The sequence below is a fragment of the Clostridium sp. 16K-1-R1 genome, from assembly GCF_023921145.1.
Taxonomy (GTDB): domain Bacteria; phylum Bacillota; class Clostridia; order Clostridiales; family Clostridiaceae; genus Sarcina; species Sarcina perfringens.
Genome location: NZ_CP046515.1, coordinates 1,743,665 through 1,763,237, shown reverse-complemented (window position 1 = coordinate 1,763,237; position 19,573 = coordinate 1,743,665). Strand labels below are relative to the sequence as shown.

General features: G+C 26.7%; 12 protein-coding genes and 1 other RNA gene. 12 read left to right on the top strand and 1 reads right to left on the bottom strand.

Annotated elements, in window-relative coordinates:
* Positions 1-26: 26 nt before the first annotated feature.
* The 9 genes from gpmI to GOM42_RS07595 all read left to right on the top strand — a co-directional run bounded on the left by gpmI (position 27) and on the right by GOM42_RS07595 (position 13,037).
* On the top strand, positions 27-1,565 hold the full coding sequence (gene gpmI, locus GOM42_RS07635) for a 2,3-bisphosphoglycerate-independent phosphoglycerate mutase (protein ID WP_011590746.1): 1,539 nt from the start codon (positions 27-29) through the stop codon (positions 1,563-1,565).
* Between the two features lie 565 nt (positions 1,566-2,130).
* Entirely contained in the window at positions 2,131-3,588 is a 1,458-nt protein-coding gene (gadC, locus tag GOM42_RS07630) for a glutamate:gamma-aminobutyrate antiporter (RefSeq protein ID WP_003460335.1), read from the top strand.
* Between the two features lie 207 nt (positions 3,589-3,795).
* Positions 3,796-3,936 (top strand): hypothetical protein, encoded by a 141-nt coding sequence (locus GOM42_RS07625; protein ID WP_199408000.1) that lies wholly within the window; start codon positions 3,796-3,798, stop codon positions 3,934-3,936.
* Positions 3,937-4,315: 379 nt separating this feature from the next.
* Positions 4,316-5,611, top strand: coding sequence for a phosphopyruvate hydratase (gene eno / locus GOM42_RS07620; protein ID WP_003460354.1), 1,296 nt, complete (start codon positions 4,316-4,318; stop codon positions 5,609-5,611).
* 1,615 nt (positions 5,612-7,226) lie between these two features.
* Positions 7,227-7,784, top strand: a complete 558-nt coding sequence (locus tag GOM42_RS07615) for a tryptophan transporter (RefSeq protein ID WP_060796330.1) — start codon at positions 7,227-7,229, stop codon at positions 7,782-7,784.
* Between the two features lie 188 nt (positions 7,785-7,972).
* The gene (secG, locus tag GOM42_RS07610) at positions 7,973-8,203 is read left to right on the top strand and encodes a preprotein translocase subunit SecG (RefSeq protein ID WP_003477916.1); all 231 of its coding nucleotides are present in this window, start codon (positions 7,973-7,975) and stop codon (positions 8,201-8,203) included.
* A gap of 290 nt (positions 8,204-8,493) precedes the next feature.
* Entirely contained in the window at positions 8,494-10,749 is a 2,256-nt protein-coding gene (gene rnr / locus GOM42_RS07605; protein WP_252597638.1) for a ribonuclease R, read from the top strand.
* Between the two features lie 755 nt (positions 10,750-11,504).
* Positions 11,505-11,975 carry an SsrA-binding protein SmpB gene (gene smpB / locus GOM42_RS07600; RefSeq protein WP_003456486.1) on the top strand — a complete coding sequence of 157 codons (471 nt, stop codon included), beginning with the start codon at positions 11,505-11,507 and terminating at the stop codon, positions 11,973-11,975.
* Between the two features lie 453 nt (positions 11,976-12,428).
* Complete coding sequence (locus GOM42_RS07595; RefSeq protein WP_110077138.1) at positions 12,429-13,037, top strand: hypothetical protein; 609 nt, start codon at positions 12,429-12,431, stop codon at positions 13,035-13,037.
* A 347-nt stretch (positions 13,038-13,384) separates the two neighbouring features.
* Here the strand turns inward: GOM42_RS07595 and GOM42_RS07590 are convergent, their stop codons facing one another.
* Positions 13,385-14,374 (bottom strand): tetratricopeptide repeat protein, encoded by a 990-nt coding sequence (locus GOM42_RS07590; RefSeq protein WP_110077137.1) that lies wholly within the window; start codon positions 14,372-14,374, stop codon positions 13,385-13,387.
* A 172-nt stretch (positions 14,375-14,546) separates the two neighbouring features.
* Here GOM42_RS07590 and GOM42_RS07585 point away from each other — a divergent pair, with 172 nt between their 5' ends.
* The 3 genes from GOM42_RS07585 to GOM42_RS07575 all read left to right on the top strand — a co-directional run bounded on the left by GOM42_RS07585 (position 14,547) and on the right by GOM42_RS07575 (position 19,433).
* Entirely contained in the window at positions 14,547-15,125 is a 579-nt protein-coding gene (locus GOM42_RS07585; protein ID WP_003465824.1) for a xanthine phosphoribosyltransferase, read from the top strand.
* A 325-nt stretch (positions 15,126-15,450) separates the two neighbouring features.
* Positions 15,451-15,811: a transfer-messenger RNA gene (gene ssrA / locus GOM42_RS07580) on the top strand.
* Positions 15,812-15,932: 121 nt separating this feature from the next.
* Positions 15,933-19,433, top strand: coding sequence for a hypothetical protein (locus tag GOM42_RS07575; protein WP_110077136.1), 3,501 nt, complete (start codon positions 15,933-15,935; stop codon positions 19,431-19,433).
* The last annotated feature ends 140 nt before the right edge of the window (positions 19,434-19,573 follow it).

Genomic DNA, 19,573 nt, shown 5'->3' with positions numbered 1-19,573 from the left:
AGAAATTTAGTTTTTGGAGGGTTATTATGAGTAAAAAACCTGTAATGTTAATGATATTAGACGGATTTGGAATTTCTCCAAACAAAGAAGGTAATGCAGTAGCTGCTGCTAATAAACCAAATTATGATAGATTATTTGCAAAATATCCACACACTGAATTACAAGCTTCAGGATTAGAAGTTGGTCTTCCAGAAGGACAAATGGGTAACTCAGAGGTTGGTCATTTAAATATAGGTGCTGGTAGAATAATATACCAAGAGTTAACTAGAATAACTAAAGAAATAAAAGAAGGAACTTTCTTCACAAACAAAGCTTTAGTTAAGGCTATGGATGAAGCTAAAGAAAATAATACTTCATTACACTTAATGGGATTATTATCAAACGGAGGGGTTCACTCTCACATAGATCACTTAAAAGGTCTTTTAGAGTTAGCTAAGAAAAAAGGACTTCAAAAAGTTTACGTTCATGCTTTCATGGATGGTAGAGACGTTGCTCCATCATCAGGTAAAGAATTCATAGTTGAATTAGAAAATGCTATGAAGGAAATTGGTGTTGGTGAAATAGCTACTATAAGTGGTAGATATTACGCAATGGATAGAGATAACAGATGGGAAAGAGTAGAATTAGCTTATAACGCTATGGTTTTAGGAGAAGGTGAAAAAGCTTCTTCAGCTGTTGAAGCTATAGAAAAATCTTACCATGATAACAAAACTGACGAGTTCGTTTTACCTACAGTAATTGAAGAAGATGGACACCCAGTTGCTAGAATTAAAGATGGAGACTCAGTAATATTCTTTAACTTTAGACCAGATAGAGCTAGAGAAATAACTAGAGCTATAGTTGATCCAGAATTCAAAGGATTTGAAAGAAAGCAATTACACGTAAACTTTGTTTGTATGACTCAATATGACAAAACTTTAGAGTGTGTAGATGTTGCTTATAGACCAGAAAGTTACACAAATACTTTAGGAGAATATGTTGCATCTAAAGGATTAAACCAATTAAGAATTGCTGAAACTGAAAAATATGCTCACGTAACATTCTTCTTTAACGGTGGAGTAGAACAACCAAACACTAATGAAGATAGAGCATTAATAGCTTCACCAAAGGTTGCTACATACGATCTTAAACCAGAAATGAGTGCTTATGAAGTAACTGATGAATTAATAAATAGATTAGATCAAGACAAATATGACATGATAATATTAAACTTCGCTAACCCAGATATGGTTGGACACACTGGAGTACAAGAAGCAGCTGTTAAAGCTATAGAAGCAGTTGATGAGTGCTTAGGAAAAGTAGCTGATAAGGTATTAGAAAAAGAAGGTACTTTATTCATAACTGCTGACCATGGTAATGCAGAAGTAATGATAGATTACTCAACTGGTAAACCAATGACTGCTCATACTTCAGATCCAGTTCCATTCTTATGGGTATCAAAAGATGCTGAAGGAAAATCATTAAAAGATGGTGGAAAATTAGCTGATATAGCTCCAACTATGTTAACTGTTATGGGATTAGAAGTTCCATCAGAAATGACTGGAACATGTCTTTTAAACAAATAATATAAGTTAGTTATATATTTTAAATAGTATTCTTCTTCATGAAGGATACTATTTTTTTATAATAAAATAAGTTTTTAGCTTGTGATTTTATTACTCATATAGGGCTTTATTTTTTTATTAAGTAAGCTCTATAGATAAAGGTTTAATTACTATTTATTTTTATTAATATTCAATATGATTTAAGCTTAAGGCTTTTATCTTTTAAGATTAATATTTATTTTATTAACACTTAAATTTGATTATTAATATTGATGATAAAATAATTTTAATATAAGAAAAGTCAATATGTTAAAAAATATATCTTTATTTTATATTAATAGTAATTTAAATCATTTAATTTGTCTTATTTTTAAAGATTAAAATTAAATAATGGAAGTTTGAAATATTTTCAAAAAACATTTAACAAATAAGGAGTAAAGAGTTATAATATATATAAACAAAACGTTAACAAAATGTTAACTATGTTTATAACTCAAAAATTTAAAAGTTTCTTACTTCTATTTGAAGCAACTAACTTTTTAATTTATTTGAGCTAATCAAATAACTTAAAAGGAGTTGAATTTAAATGAAACAGGAAGGAACAACAAAAAAATCATTGACACTTTTTGGATTCTTCGCAATGACAGCCTCCATGGTTATGGCTGTATATGAATATCCTACTTTTGCAACATCTAAATTGCACTTAGTATTTTATCTACTTTTAGGAGGTTTCTTATGGTTTATTCCAGTTGCTTTATGTGCTGCTGAAATGGCAACTGTAGATGGCTGGGAAAAAGGTGGAGTTTTCACTTGGACTGGAAAGAACTTAGGTAAAAAATATGGTTTTGCAAACTTATTTTTTGAATTCTTTGAAATAACAGTTGGATTTGTAACCATGATTTATTTCATCCTTGGGGCTTTATCATATGTATTTGACTGGCCAGCACTAAATAGTAACCCAATGATAAAATTTATAGGTGTATTAGTAATCTTTTGGATTTTAGCATTATCTCAATTTGGAGGAACAAAATATACTGCTAAAATAGCTAAAATAGGTTTTATAGTAGGAATACTTTTACCAGCAGCTATTTTAATAATCTTAGCTCTTGTATATATAATTCAAGGAAACCCTATATATATATCAAGTAAAGATACTTTTGTTCCAGACTTTACAAAGGTAAATACCTTAGTTGTATTTGTATCCTTTATCTTATCTTACATGGGTGTAGAAGCATCAGCTACTCATGCAAACGAAATGGATAATCCAAAGAAAGAATATCCATTAGCAATGCTTTTATTAGTTATAGTAGCAATTGTTGTTAGTACTTTAGGAGGGCTTGCAATAGCAGCAGTTATTCCTCAAGATCAAATAAATTTAAGTGCTGGGGTAGTTCAAACCTTTGCTGTTTTATTAGGTCACTTTACAGCTAACAATACAATTTTAGTTAAGATAATAGCTTTATTACTTGCCTTTGGTGTAATTGCAGAAGTAAGTTCATGGGTTGTAGGACCAACAAGAGGAATGATTATAGCAGCTGAAGAAGGCGCTATTCCAAAATCATGGGCTAAAACAAATGAACATGATGTACCAGTTTACTTAGTTATAGCACAAGGTATAATAGTTAGTATATGGGATGCTGTTTTAACCTTTGGAGCAGGTGGAAGTAACCTTTCATTCTTAGCAGCAATGTCCTTAACAGTTGTAATTTATTTAAGTGGATATATTCTATTCTTCGTAGGATATATAAAAGCTATATTAGGAGAAGGATTAAATGGTGCTTATCAAATGCCTGGTGGAAAACCAGTTAAGATTATAGTAGCCATAATTGGACTTGCAACTTCTATATTTGCATTCTTTATATCCTTTGTTCCACCAACATCAATTGCAGGAAATGCAGTTCAATCACATGAATATATGTGGATGCTTATTATAAGCTATGTAATATCATTAATATTACCATTTGCTATTTATGATTTATGTCAAAAATATATGCATTCTCATGAAGGAAATATCCACCATATAGTAGCAGGTCATAAACACTAATTTAAAGAAGGCTGTCCTAAAGAGTTGATAACTCATCTTGTTTAGGAGAGCCTTTTTTATTTAGTTATAACTTAAGTTTATATAAATTATTTCTGCAAAATAATATTAAAGTAAAATTTTAAAATTAATTTATAAATTCCTTTATAAGTGTAAATAATAAAACTAGAATTTAAATTACTTAATTACAGAGGACAAGGAGAATAAAAAATGAGCAAGAAAAAAACTTTAAATGGAATACAACAAAGTATGAAACAGCACAATGCTGAATCTTCAAATTCAAAAACTGGATTTAATGAGAGAAGTAATACAGCTAAAGAAGCAGGAATAGCAAATACAAAAGGACTTTAAAATTAGAAAAATGAGCTTTTAAATAGCTCATTTTTCTTTTAAGGAATTTAAATTATTAAATAGTATTTGAATTTAAAAAACAAAATTTTATAAAAATTTTTTTGGGAGTATTAATTATTAATATTATAGTTAATTCATAATAAAACACTATTGTATTAAGTATAATGAACATTTGCTTATTAAATTATAAATTTTATAGGTATTTAAGGATTATTTTTCTAAAAAGATGAAAAGTGATAATCATTTTCAATAAATGTGATTTAAATCATATTTTTAATATAAAAAATAGATTAAAATTAAAGCATAAAATTTATTAGAAAAGTAAAGAATAAAAAATAATTGAGTATTAACTTGAATTTTCTTAAGGAGGAATTTAAAGATGAAACAATATATTGAAATAATTGACGTGGTAGCAAGACAAATTTTAGATTCAAGATGCTTCCCAACAGTAGAGGTTGAAGTTTATTTAGAAGATGGAACAGTTGGAAGAGCAGCAGTACCTTCAGGAGCTTCAACAGGGATATATGAAGCTGTTGAATTAAGAGATGGAGATAAAGATAAATACCTAGGAAAAGGTGTTGAAAAGGCAGTAGCAAATGTTAATGATACAATTGCAGAAGAAATAATAGGATTAAATGTATTAGATCAAGCTTACATAGATAAAACTCTTATAGAGTTAGATGGAACTAAAAATAAAGGTAAATTAGGAGCTAACGCAATCTTAGGAGTTTCTTTAGCAGTAGCTCAAGCAGCAGCTAACTATTTAGGAATGCCTTTATACCAATACATTGGAGGAGTAAATGCTAAAGTTTTACCAGTTCCAATGATGAACATAATAAACGGAGGAAGTCATGCTGATAACTCAGTAGATATCCAAGAGTTTATGATTATGCCAGTAGGATTTGATTGCTTTGAAAGAGCTGTAAGAGCTTGTGCAGAAGTTTATCATGCATTAAAGAAAACTTTAAATTCAAAAGGATACTCAACTGGTGTTGGTGATGAGGGTGGATTTGCTCCAAACTTAAAATCAAATGCAGAAGCAATAGAAGTTATCTTAGAAGCTATTGAAAAAGCAGGTTATGAGCCAGGAAAAGAATTCTTCATAGCAATAGATGCAGCTTCATCTGAGTACTACAAAGATGGAAAATATGTTTTAGAGCATGAAGGAAAAACTTTAACAGCTGCTGAAATGGTTGACTTCTTTGAAGATTGGGTTAACAAATATCCAATAATCTCAATAGAAGATGGTATGGCCGAAGAAGACTGGGAAGGTTGGAAGCTAATGACTGAAAGACTTGGTAAAAAAGTTCAATTAGTTGGTGATGACCTATTCGTTACAAATACAGAAAGATTAAAAACTGGTATAGAAAAAGGAATTGCTAACTCAATTCTAATAAAACTTAACCAAATAGGAACATTAACAGAAACATTAAATGCTATAGAAATGGCTAATAGAGCAGGATATACAGCTGTTGTTTCTCATAGATCAGGAGAAACTGAAGATACAACTATAGCAGACTTAGTTGTTGCAGTTAATGCAGGTCAAATAAAAACTGGTGCTCCGGCTAGAAGTGAAAGAGTAGCTAAATACAACCAATTAATCAGAATAAATGAAGAATTAGGTGAAGTAGCTGAATACAGAGGAAGAAATGCATTTTTCAACCTTTCAAAATAATTATATTAAAAGATAAAAAATAAAATTTTATAAATAAAAAACCTCTAAGCTTTCTTAGGGGTTTTTTGCTTTCGTATATTTATAAGTTAGTTTTATATTAGAAATTAGTCCTACATTAGAAATTACTTCTATATTAAAATTTAGTTTTATAGTATTTTTTTATATTGAAAAAATAGAAATTTTTATTTGAATAAATAAAGCTAAATAATATGGAATATGAGAAAAAAATAATTAGGTTATTTTAAGTCTTATAACTTTAGTGGAACATAAATATTTTTTAGGTTGTCATGACTTTAAAAGTTTAAGATTTATTAAAGCTATATTAATTATAAATAGCAACTTATATATTGATTATTCTTAAATAATATACTCGTAAATGATAACAAATAAAATAGTAAAAAAGAAAAAGTAAAAATAACAAAAGGTGGGTATAAAAAATAAATAGCTTTAATAAATAAAAAGAAAATTGAATTTTTTATTTTAAATAGAGGCTATAACAAAAGGGAAGTAACATTTAGTAATTGTATATTATATAATAATAAAAAACGATAAAATAATTTTAACTATTGAAAATAATACATTAATAAAGTAATATAGGAAAAAAGAAAATATTAAATAATCCTTTGAAGAGGAGTAAGTAGTTAAGCTTAGTTTCAATAAAGAGAGTCAATGGTGGTGGAAATTTGGCAAGAAAGAGTTTAGTGAATGGACCTTGGAGGAATAAAATGAAATCTCTTTAAGAGAAAGTAGTGGAATGGTGTGCTGCACCTTATAGCAGATAGAGTATGTTAGTACTTGAAAATGAGAGATATTAGTAAGTATTTTAAGTTTAAAACCCTAGCTAGGTCTATTTAGTTATAATTAAAATACAATACTAATATAAATTAGGTGGTATCGCGGATTCAACTTCGTCCTATTTTTAGGGCGGAGTTTTTTTATTTGTTACAAATAAAACTAGAAATTATTTGGCTAAGGAGTAACACCATATATTTAGCTGAATGATAAAGTTTATATTTTTAGCTAAAAAGAAAAAGCTTACATTTAGCTAAAGGGGGAAAACTTATATTTAGCTAAAGAGTAAAATCTTATAGAACTAAGAATATACAGATAAGTTTAAAAATAGTTTTGATTTTTAAATGTTCTTTAGATAAGTAAACATAGTTTCATATAAATAGAAAGCTTTAATAATTAATAAAGGTTTTTATTGTTTTTATGAGACAAAATTTTAAAAAGAGGGAGTAATATACTTCTTAATTAGTAAACCTACTTAGCATTTTTATTACTAAACTTTTTGTACCCTCACTTAAATTCTATAAACAGTAGTAAACCTACTTATTATTATGACGCATTGATTATTTTATGAATTAAGGAGCTTTAAAATGTAATAAATCTATTTATTATTTTATTACTATAACCTAATAAATATTATGTTTAGTCTTAGTTAAGAGATTTAATTAGGGAGTTAGGACCTTATTAAGTATGGTAATTGAGTTTGAATTTGATAGGGGGAGTTAATTATGAAATGAAGTTTAAAAAATCAATATAAAAAGAAAATAGAAAATTTAAAGTTAAAAACTCCCTTGAGGAGAAAATAGATTATTAGGAGGATTTTAAAATGAACGTAAGAAATAATACAAAACTTATAACAATAAATGCTTTATTATTAGCCATAGGAGTAATATTACATCAAATAACACCAGTATTAGGCTTGCCAATGCAACCAGACTTTGCTCTTACTATGTTATTTATAATAATTATATTAAATGATAACTTTAAGATAACTATGGTTTCAGGAACTTTAATGGGGATATTTACAGCTATGACAACTAAGTTTCCAGGTGGACAATTACCTAACGTAGTAGATAAGATTTTTACTGCACTTATAGTATTTTTATTTATAGCTTTAATAAAAAAATCTAATATATTAGGAAGATTATCAGTAGAAAAGAGAAATAATATATTAATGGCAATTATTTTACCTTTAGGAACTTTAATAAGTGGAGTTTTATTTTTAGGAACTGCTCAAATAATTGTGGGACTTCCAGCAAGCTTTTCTATATTGTTTTTAACTGTTGTAGTGCCTTCAGTTGCTTTAAATACTGTTATAGGACTAGTATTATATAGAATTGTAGAAAAGTCTCTAAGAAGAGCCTCTTATAGTATAAGAGGATAGAAAATTAGATGAGTTATATAATTATAGAAAGAGGAAAAGTATATAAAAGAAAAATAGGTAAACTATATAATATGCATTGTTTTATAAAAGTGTGATGGACAAGGATATAAATATTGTAAATTTTTCATTGGTGTGATATGATAATTGCATGGAATTATGCAACTATACAAAGCTTAGGAGGTTTTCTTATGAACACAATTTTAGTAGTGGTCCAAACTATTTTAGCTATAGTAATTTTGGTTTCAATAATGATGCAACCAAGTAAAGCAGATGCCTTAAGTGGATTAATTCAAGGAAGTCAAGACAGCTTCTTTTCAAGAAATAAAGGTAGAACAAGAGAAGCTAGACTTATAAAAGTTACTATCTTTGCATCTGTATTATTCGCTATAAATACATTAGCTATAAACTTAGTTAAATAGTTATTTTTTGGCCACCCATATAATTAGGGTGGCTTTTAAATTATATTGGATTGATTAAAAAATTCATATTTAACATTTTGCAAGAATGGTTTTTAAGCTAATACTGGATTGAATTTCCTTAATCAAAGATAGGATTTAAACATATCATATTAGTAGAATGATAAATCAATGTTTCCTGGCAGTATCTTAGATAATTAGGTGAGTTAATCCATTAGAATTTAAGAGAAACAGGCTTTGAGCTAAAATATAAAAGTTGCATTTAAATCTATATATAGAACGGAGGAAAAAGCATGAAAATAAAAGATATAATTTTAGGTCTTATGAAAGAAGAAGCATACAGACCAATGACAATGTTAGAATTATCAAAGATATTTAACATAAATAAAGCTGAATATAAACAATTTAAAAAAGTCTTTAAGGCCTTAGAAGCAGAGGGTTTAATAGCAAGAGATGAGGAAGATAGATTTGGCTTAATAGATAAAGTAGGTTTAATACCTGGAAAAATTCAAATACATCAAAAAGGTTTTGGTTTCTTAATACCAGATGAAGAAGGTGTAACAGATGTATTTATACCTAAAAATGCTTTAAATGGCGCTATGAACGGAGATAGAGTATTAGGTAAGGTTATAAAAGAAAGCCAAGAAGGCAAAAGACGTGAAGGTGAAATAGTAAGAATAACTGAGAGAGTTAATACAAAGGTAATAGGAATATATGAAGATAATAAGAGTTTTGGATTTGTACTTCCACAGGATCAAAGAATTCAAAATGATATATTCATATCTAAGAAGGATAGAAATGGAGCTAAAAAAGGTAATGTAGTTGTTGTTGAAATAACTAAGTGGCCAGATGGTAGAAGAAAGAATCCAGAAGGAGTAGTAGTAGAAATACTAGGAAACAGAGGAGATTTAGGTTTAGATATTATAACTGTAATTAAGAAATATGCTCTTCCAGAAGAATTCCCTCCACAAGTTTTAGCCTTTGCAGAAGAAATTTCAGAGGAAATCCCAGAGTCAGAAATTAAGAGAAGAACAGACTTAAGAGATGTAAAAATGGTTACTATAGATGGTGAAGATGCTAAGGATTTAGATGACGCTGTATCTATAGAAAGACTTCCAAATGGAAACTATAAATTAGGAGTTCACATTGCAGACGTAACTCACTATGTAAAAGAAAATAATCCTTTAGATAAAGAGGCCTTTAAAAGAGCTACTTCTGTTTATTTAGTTGATAGAGTTATTCCTATGCTTCCTAAAAAATTATCAAATGGAATATGTTCATTAAATCCACAAGTGAACAGACTTGCCTTAACTTGCTTTATGGAAATAGATCATAAAGGAAATGTGGTTAACCATTCAATACATGAAAGTGTAATTAAAACTAATGAGAGAATGACATACACTGATATAACTAAGATTTTAAGAGATAATGACCAAGAGTTAATTGAAAGATATAAAGATTTAGTAGATGACTTTAAGGCAATGGAAGAGTTATGCAAAATCTTAAATAAGAGAAGAATGGGAAGAGGAGCTATTGACTTTGAATTTGCAGAGAGCAAAATAATCTTAGATGAAAAAGGAAAGCCAATAGATATAAAACCATATGAAAGAGCTATAGCAAACAGAATCATAGAAGAATTTATGCTAGTATGTAATGAAACTATAGCAGAATATATGAATAAGGCTGAAATACCTTTTGTATATAGAATACATGAGGAACCAGATAATGAAAAACTTCAAAGATTTAAAAACTTTGCATATAGCTTAGGATATTCATTTAACTTTGGAGAACTTATTGAACCTAGAGATTTACAAAAGGTTGTTGAAGAAGTTAAGGGCAAAAATGAAGAGATGGTAATAAATACATTACTTTTAAGAAGTATGATGCAAGCTAGATATTCTCCAGACTGTGCAGGTCACTTTGGATTAGCAGCTGAATACTACTGTCACTTTACTTCACCAATTAGAAGATATCCAGACTTACAAATTCATAGAATAATAAAAGAATATATAAATAAGAAGATTGATCCTAAGAGAGCTAAGAGACTTTTAAGCATTGTTGATTCTGCATCTAAGCAATCTTCAGAAATGGAAAGAATAGCTCAAGAAGCTGAAAGAGAAACAAATGATCTTAAGAAAGCTGAATATATGAAAGACAGAATTGGAGAAATATTTGATGGTATTATTTCTTCAGTTACTGGATTTGGAGCCTTTGTTGAACTTCCAAATACTGTAGAAGGTCTTGTTCATGTAACAAGCTTTAGAGATGATTATTACATCTATGATGAAGAAAACCTTCAATTAATAGGTGAAAGAACTAAGAAGGTTTATAAACTTGGAGAAAAGGTTAAGGTTCTTTGCTCAAGAGTAGAAATGGATACTAGAGAAGTTTATTTTGAAATAGTTGAGGATAAGTACACTATTGAGGAAAAGGAAGCTGAAACTGAAGAGAGAGAGAATTTACTTGATGAAGTAAAAAAAGAGCTTGAAGCAGAGGGGAAAGTTGAAATAATAGAACCAAGAGAAGAAACTGCTGAGGAAGAGCTTTAATAATAGGAAGATAAAAAACTTATAGATAGATTTCGAGAATTACTACATTTCATTAAGAATTTATAGTAGTCACTCCAAGTAAGTTACTAAAACCTGAAAACTTGCTGCGCTTCGGACATTCAGGTTTATTAACGTAACTTACTTTACGTGACTACTTAAATTCTAAAATTCATGTAGATATTCTCTGCATTCTATCTATAAGTTTTATTAATATCTTTTTATTAAATTAATGAACTTAGTATTTAATATAATAGGAGTAGCTATATAAAAAGTAATTTAGTTTTATTTTATATAGGAGCTGTTTAAAATTACTATTTAAATTGTAAAGCTTATCTAGATATTCTCTTCATATTGTTTGTAAGTTTTATTAATATCTTTATATAATTAAAGGCTCTTAAGAGATAAGTTTGTATAATAGGATAAAATCTAAAATTAGACTATTTATTAGCTTATTAAATATTAGAATAATTCACATAGAAAATTAGTATGTTTAATAGTTATTTAGTTAAAGCGTAAGGTGATTTGAAACTTTTTATATGGAAAAGTATAGAGGGATATGATAACGTGATTTGAAGATTTTATGGTTTTATGGGGAGGATATAGGGGCTTATTAGCTTAAGGTTAATAAGTATAGTTTTGTGAATTTACATTTAAATAGTAAATATGTTAAAATAATAAGCAAAGAAAAGAAATAAGAGGCGTTTTGCTTTGGGTAAGTAAAATTGCTTTTAATATAACCATAGTAGGTGAGAAGTATGGCAAAGAGAAAAGACAATAAGACATTAGCAGAGAATAGGAAAGCTAGACATGATTACTTTGTTGATGAGGCTATGGAAGCAGGTATAGCTTTAGTTGGAACAGAGGTTAAATCTATTAGAAACGGAAGAGTTAACTTAAAGGATTGTTATGCAGATATAAATAATGGAGAGATATTTATAAATAACATGCATATAAGTCCTTATGAGCAAGGAAACATTTTTAATGTTGATCCTTTAAGAAAAAGAAAATTACTTCTTCATAAAAGTGAAATTCAAAGATTAATAGGAATAGTTCAACAACAAGGGGTTGCTTTAATACCACTTTCTTTATATTTAAAGAATGGAAGAGTTAAGGTTAACTTAGGTGTTTGTAGAGGTAAGAAAAACTACGACAAGAGAGATACAATGCTTGAAAAGGCTCATAAGAGAGAGATGGATAGACAACTTAAGGAAAGAAATAGATATTAGGTTCTTTTCTAGAAGGTACTTAGAAGAAAAAGTTATTATTTTAATTTTAAAACTTTATCTTTTAAGTACCTTTTTTATATTTAAGTCAAGTAACTTTTGTTTATTATTAATTTATAAAGTTTTAGATTAAATTAGGTTATTATATGTTTTTATTAACTTATGTAAAGGAGAAATTTTATAAGGGGGAAGGAGGTTAAAGTTTAGAGAGGTAGTAATTTAGGAAACTATAAATTAAAAGGAGGCAGTATTTAGGGTATTTATAAATTAAAAATAGTCAAAATGTCTTAGGAAAGCCTTAAAAATTAAAAATATACAAGACTTTAAGTAAGAATAAATTTTAAAATACTGGGTTAGGATTTTATCATATAATATAAAAAATAGTTACAATTAATGTAATTAATATAAATAGGCATTTTAAAATTATAATATAAAAATTAATATAGGGGTGTTTTAATGAGAATTTTAAAAGGGGTAATTTTAGCTATGATTCCAGCAGTCTTGTTTGTGGGATGTGGAGAGCTTTCTAAAAAGGATGTTGCAAAGGTAAGTTTTGAGAAGCTTTCAGAAAAAGAGGAGCAGATTTTAAGCTTAACTGACAATAGAGTTTTTTTCTATAAGGTGAAAAATATTTCTAAAGGTAAGGGCTATAAGATTGATTTAAATTATGAGGTTTATAAGGAGGGGAAAGAAGTTAAAAATGAACCTATTTTAACAAGTGTAAGTGAAACCTATGAAAAGGGGAAAGAGAATATAACCTTAGGAATAAACTTTAAAGATGATAATAGGATAAATTGTCTTTTAGGAGGAGATGGAGCTTATAGTCGTCATAATTACAAGGCTGAAGAAAATATAAAGGACTATTTTAGTGCTAATTTTGCTGGTGATTATGATTTAGAGCTTGAAAAAGGAAAGAGAGTTTGTCTTTATTATGCAACTTCAGGAAATGGAATTAGTAGTAATTTTATAGGAATGGACATGGATTCAGAGGAAATAAAAGAAGCTATTAATAAAAATAGTGATTGTATTTTCTTAAGTATAAGTGTAGATGATTATAGTAAGTAGTTTATAAATTCATTTTAGAGATTAAAATAAATCTAAAAGAGTAAATGTTCCTTAGAAAAGTTAGTGGTTTATAAATAGAATTTAGAGCCTTAATAAAGTTAGTATAGAAACTAAGTATTATTAAGGCTCATATTTTAAACTTCTTATATAAGATTTTTCTATAGAAATTTAAAAAGGAAGTATAATTAAAAATTAATAGTTAAAAAATTAATCAGTATAAATTTATATTAACTCTTAAAGTTTTAAAATTAATAGGTGTAATTTTTAAACTTTAAGAGTTTTTTTAGATTGATTCTAAATCTATGAAAAAATTAATTAGAATAATTTTTAGCTTTTCACTTTAAAAGTTAGTTTTGTATATTATGAATCCCTAATAACTCACTAAACTTTGAGAAAAACTTTAAGTTTGTAAGCATTTCATCCTTAAGAGCTATTTCTTTTAAGGAGTCACAATAGTTAAAGGCTCTTTCTAAATAATAAAAGGCATTATCAAAATCTTTCTTTAAGGAGTAAGCTCTTGCTTTGTAATAAAAGGCCATAAAGTTATAGGGTGATATGGCAAGGGCTTTATTTAAATTGTTTAGGGCTTTATCATAGTGACCTAAGCAAAGAAGTACATTTGCGTATTCACAATAAGAAGCATCATTTTCTTGGTCTATTTCTAAGGATTTCTCATACATTTTAGAACTGTTTTTTAAGTCATTTAAAAGAAAGTAACATTCTCCTAGTTTTTTATAGGCAGAGGCATTATTTTTTTCAATTGAAACAAAATCTTGAAGGTATTTAGTAGCAAGAAGATAATCATCTTTTTCAAAAGCGCAATATGCCTTTCCAGATAAGGCATTTTTAAAATGAGGATTAAATTCTAATGCTTTATCAAAACACTCCTCAGCTTTAGAGTATTCCCCTATTTCAATGTAAGAGAAACCTTTATTGTTTAAAGCAAAGGTATCTATAGGATTTAAGTTTAAGGCTTTTTCTGAAAAATCTATGGCTCTATGGTAAAGTTTTAGATTGTAATATACAAATGCAATATTATTATAAAGTTCATAGTTAGGTTCTTTAAGCTTTTTTATTGCCTCTATGGAAATTTCATAGGCCGCATCAAAATCTTTTTGCTTTGATAGTACTAAAATTTTATTATTATAGAAAAATAGAGGATCTAATTTTTCTGAATACTTGTCTAAAAGATAAAGAGCATGTTTAAATTTCCCTAGAGAGACATATTTCCTTATTTGTTTTTCTGGCAGAAAATTATCTGACTCGATTAAATATAAAATTATAATTATGGATAAAATACATATAAGTATTATTATTAATGATTGAAATGAAGTCATATTTATCTCTCCTAAATATTCTTCTACTATTATTATATAAAGAATTACTAAAAAGGATTACATGAATAATAAGAATACTGTATAATAAAATTAGATAGCAATAGGTTTTCCTATTATGATATAATATAGGAAGTTAATACTATAAATTAATAGTAAGAAAGGATGTAACCAAATGGAACTATTAAAAGATAAGATAAAAAAAGAAGGTAGAGTTACAGAAGATAATATTTTAATGGTTGATTCTTTTTTAAATCACCAAATGGATGTAGAATTTTTTAACGAAGTAGGAAAAGAATTTAAAGATAGATTTAAAAATGATCAAATAGACAAAATCCTTACAATAGAATCAACAGGAATAGGATTAGGAATAATAACTGCTCAATACTTTGATAATGTACCAGTTGTTTTTGGTAAGAAAATAGAAAGATTACCAAGAAACAAGAGAGAAGAGGTATTTAATTCAGAAGTTTATTCATTCACTAAAAAAACAATATACAATGTTGTTGTTGATAAGAAATTCATAAAACCAGGAGAAAAAATCCTTATAGTTGATGATTTCTTAGCAAATGCCTGTGCAGTTTTTGGATTAATAGATGTTGTTAAACAAGCTGGAGCAGAAGTTGTTGGAGTAGGAATAGTTATAGAAAAAGGATTCCAAAGCGGAAGAGCTCACTTAGAAGACAAAGGAATAAGAGTTGAATCTCTAGTTACTATAGATAAGATAGAAGATGGAGAAGTTTACTTTAAATAATTTTTTTAAGATTATTTTTATTAGCTAAATAGGGCTAAAAAGTAACATTTTAAGCCTGAAGAGAGCAAAAGATAAGAAATTTTAATTTAGGTAAAATTAACCATTGATATTTTAAGTAGAATTAGGTATTATATAAATTGTCTGTTTTAGAATGTTAAAAGTTAATTAATTAGTCAAGGAATTTATCTCTTACAAACAAAAATATATGTCCCTTGACTAAATTAATTAATTAATATATAATGAGAACATAAGTTTGATTAAAACTTTAGAATTTAAAAATTGAATATGGAATTTAGCGTTTAGACCATATTATTATCTCATACATGGGGGCGTTTTGGCTTCGACGGGGGTAAGATGGGTTTGATAAGCGAGTCGAGGGAAGCATGGTGCCTCGATAATAAAGTATGCATTAAAGATAAACGCAGAAGATAATTTTGCATTAGCAGCTTAATTTAGCGCTGCTCATCCTTCCTCAATTGCCCACGGTTGAGAGTAAGGGTGTCATTTAAAAGTGGGGAACCGAGCCTAGCAAAGCTTTGAGCTAGGAACGGAATTTATGAAGCTTACCAAAGAGAAAGTTTGTCTGTGGACGTTCTCTGAGGGAATTTTAAAACACAAGACTACACTCGTAGAAAGTCTTACTGGTCTGCTTTCGGACACGGGTTCGACACCCGTCGCCTCCACCATAAAAAACCACGATAGAAATATCGTGGTTTTTTTTATGAAGTTTTGTTAAAATAATACCATAAAGTTATATTATGTAATATAATTTATATTATTGAACTAATTGGAATGAAAGGAAAAGTTATGGATAATTTTATTGATGTAAACAAATATTATGATAATGAAATCATAGAAAAATATCCAGCTATTATAGCACATGAGTATAAGCGTCTATTAGACTTGATAGAATGTAATAAAATATATGGAGCATTTCTTCAAATTAAAGATATGTACGAAGTATTATTGAAGCTGCCCGTATTATTAGTAGTAGCTGAGATTAATAATAAAATAGAAAAATCAGATTTAGAAAATAAATTATTAGGACAAGTTTTAATAAAACCATTGTCAATGGGGGATTGGTTAGAAATAGCAACTAAAATTAAAAGTGATAGCTTATGTAAAAATGATAAGGTTTTAAATATTATATTAGAAATAATTAATGTTATAAATAAAAATCAAATTGTTAAATGGAGAAATGATAATATAGGGCATGGAGCTTTGGCTTTAAATGATGATGTCTTTCATAATGAAATAAAAAGAAATTTAGATATAATAAAAGAATATCTAATTAACTTCAAAAATATATACACTGATATTGAACTCTTTGTTATTAATAATAATGATGGATATGAGTCGCTTATAGGAGATAAAAGAGCTAGAAAAATTGAAAATGTCAAGGGGGATGAGATATATGCTAGGTATGAAAGTAATGATTATAGATTATATCCATTTATTCAAATAATTAATGAAGGAATTTACTTTTTTGATAGTTATATTTATAAAAAAGAAAAGACAAGTTTATTGAATTATATTATTGGAAATAAGATAAATTTAAAAGATGAATATATAAACAAATTATATAAAGTTTATAGTAGTACAGAACTATTTAGTAAGTTAAATAGTTTAATGAATGATGATATTTATCTTGAATCAGAATTGGAGATATTAAATCAGATAGAAAAAACTAGCGGATTTGAACCGCCACAATATATAAATACGTGGATAGAGTCAATTTTTATAAATGATAATAAAAAGGGATTAATATTATTACAAGCAGAACGTGGTATGGGAAAATCTATTTTTGTAAATTCTATAGATCAAATAGGAGAGTATAAACAAAAAAGTTTAGATAAATATGGCGTTAGTATTAGAGCATATTATATAAATGATACTTATGGTTCTAGTATAGATAATTTTGAAAGAGAAATTAATGATATATTTACATATGATAAATCAAAGAATGATAAGCTTAAAGGAACAAAGATATTCGGTATTGAAAGCAAAGAAGATGTGGCTAAAGCATTAAATTATTATAGAAAAATTCACGAACGATATTATAATAAGAATAAAATTTTATTTATAGTAGATGGAATTGATGAAAATATTAAAAGTAATGGACATTACTTATTAGATTTAATTCCAGATAACAGCATGCTTGATGAAGGGGTGTTTATATTATTAACTTGCAGAACTAATGAAGAGATTATTAGCAATAAAGTATTAATTAGTAAATTAGATAAAATTAAATTTATAGATAAAAAAAGTTTCTATAGAATAGATAATGATGACTATAAAAATATATTAAAGAAATATATAAAAAAGAAACTTAAAGATTTAAAAAGTTCTGATGAGGATGAATTAGATAAAATTTTAGAATATAGTGATTATAGATTCTTATATTTAAATGTCATATGTCAAATAATTAATAGTAATAATGTAAATGTAAATATAAGTAATATTAATAGTAATGATTTCATAGAAAGTTTCTTTAAGATACTTGAGGAACAGTATGGGGAAAAATTTTATAATAAACTTATAGATATCTTTTCTATAATATCTATCGCATATCAACCTATATCAATAAATCAAATAAGTGAACTATTAGGTGAAAGTAACCCTAGTTTTGAAATTATTCCTATGTTATATGATATTAAAGGCTTTTTAGTAGTAGAAAGATTCAAATGTGGAAATGTTTATTCAATAAGTAATGAAGAGATAAAAGATACTATATTGAATAAATTTAGGACTAATGTAAATAAGATCATTAATAATTATTTTGATGATATTTTAAACGCCGAATTTAATGAAGAATATTATATAAAATGTACTGAAGTTTTTTTTGTGAAAAATATTAGGTATTATGCAAGGCTTGCTGATATTAATCAAGAAAGATATATAAATATAAGATTTATAGAAAATTTATTTAAATTAATTAGTAATGTGAAATTTAATTTAAATAATTATGATGAAGTGGAGATCTTTATTGAATTATGTTCTGAAGTAATTGAATTAATTAATAGTTTACGATATAAGTTTGATACTCTGAATAATGAAAGCAATAATTTGAAATATTTTATTAATAATAAAGTTCTAATAGATTTATATATGATGAGAGCATTATCATATACATATATAAATAAACAAAGTAAAGCGTTGGAAGACTATGTTATATCAGTTAATAGTTTAATTAAATTTAAAGATACTGAAGAGCAAAAGATAAAATTAGCAATGTGTTATTCAGAATTGGGTAAAATATATAGATATATTAATACAAATATATCTATATATAATTATGATAAGGCTATAAAACTATATAAAGAACTAAGTAAAAATGATGTGAAATATAAAGAGGATTATTTAGGAAATATTTTAAATAAAGCTAACACATATTTAAGGATAGATGCTGAAAAAGCAATATATATGTATAAAATGTTTATTGATGAATATAAGATAGATATTAATAATGATAACAATTTAAAAAACTTATCTATAGCATATGTAAGTAAAGCAAGGGCGTATAGAAGAATAGATAACTATAATAAAGCAATAGAAAGTATAAATATTGCTTTAGAATATTATAATAAAATTAATATAGAATTAAAAGACGAATATTTTTTGGCAAAACTATATGTTAATAGAGGAAGTATATATTTAAAGTATTATGAAAAAGAGAGTAATATTTTGGAAAAGGTTATAAATGATTCTGAAAATGCGATAAATATATTGAATCAGATGATAAATGATGATAAATTTATTGAAGTCAATACAATGATAAATGCATATTTCAATAAAGGAGTGGTATATTTCTATAATAATGAAAAAGAAAAATCACTTAACATATTTAGTAAAATAGAAAAAATGATATTAGAAGCATTAAGTAAAAATGAATATATAAATTATGAACTTATAATTTTTACTTATAAATATATGATTATTTTAAATAAGGAAAATGTATTTGATTATTATAATAGAATAATTAGTACATTGAATATATTAAGAAACATGGATGATGTATCTATAAATAAAGCTTTAGAAGAAGTGTATTACATATTATTAGAATTACTTCAAGAACATGAATTTGATATAATTATTAAAATAGCTAATTTGACAGAAAGTTTTATTAATAATACTATAAGTGTAATGAGTTCTAAAATTAAAGAGGATATAGTAGCTATATATACAATTATTTCTATTGCATGTATTAAAGGGGAAGATAACAATAAATTCAAGTATTATTCAGAATTGGCTAACACTATAAATCCATTGTTATATCAAGTAATTTATTCTAATTTTATTTATATATAAAGGAATAAGTTATTAATAAATAATTATGGATTTTAAAGATAGTTTATCGCCTCTACCATAAATCCATGAAAACTCATATCAAAGAGATATGAGTTTTTTGTTTGTACGGTATAATATGTTAAATAAATTAAACGAAAATA

What these genes read in the sequence shown, in the direction of transcription:
- gpmI (WP_011590746.1), top strand. Translation starts at nt 27, where the DNA reads ATGAGTAAAAAACCTGTAATGTTAATGATATTAGACGGATTTGGAATT.
- gadC (WP_003460335.1), top strand. Translation starts at nt 2,131, where the DNA reads ATGAAACAGGAAGGAACAACAAAAAAATCATTGACACTTTTTGGATTC.
- GOM42_RS07625 (WP_199408000.1), top strand. Translation starts at nt 3,796, where the DNA reads ATGAGCAAGAAAAAAACTTTAAATGGAATACAACAAAGTATGAAACAG.
- eno (WP_003460354.1), top strand. Translation starts at nt 4,316, where the DNA reads ATGAAACAATATATTGAAATAATTGACGTGGTAGCAAGACAAATTTTA.
- GOM42_RS07615 (WP_060796330.1), top strand. Translation starts at nt 7,227, where the DNA reads ATGAACGTAAGAAATAATACAAAACTTATAACAATAAATGCTTTATTA.
- secG (WP_003477916.1), top strand. Translation starts at nt 7,973, where the DNA reads ATGAACACAATTTTAGTAGTGGTCCAAACTATTTTAGCTATAGTAATT.
- rnr (WP_252597638.1), top strand. Translation starts at nt 8,494, where the DNA reads ATGAAAATAAAAGATATAATTTTAGGTCTTATGAAAGAAGAAGCATAC.
- smpB (WP_003456486.1), top strand. Translation starts at nt 11,505, where the DNA reads ATGGCAAAGAGAAAAGACAATAAGACATTAGCAGAGAATAGGAAAGCT.
- GOM42_RS07595 (WP_110077138.1), top strand. Translation starts at nt 12,429, where the DNA reads ATGAGAATTTTAAAAGGGGTAATTTTAGCTATGATTCCAGCAGTCTTG.
- GOM42_RS07590 (WP_110077137.1), bottom strand. Translation starts at nt 14,374, where the DNA reads ATGACTTCATTTCAATCATTAATAATAATACTTATATGTATTTTATCC.
- GOM42_RS07585 (WP_003465824.1), top strand. Translation starts at nt 14,547, where the DNA reads ATGGAACTATTAAAAGATAAGATAAAAAAAGAAGGTAGAGTTACAGAA.
- GOM42_RS07575 (WP_110077136.1), top strand. Translation starts at nt 15,933, where the DNA reads ATGGATAATTTTATTGATGTAAACAAATATTATGATAATGAAATCATA.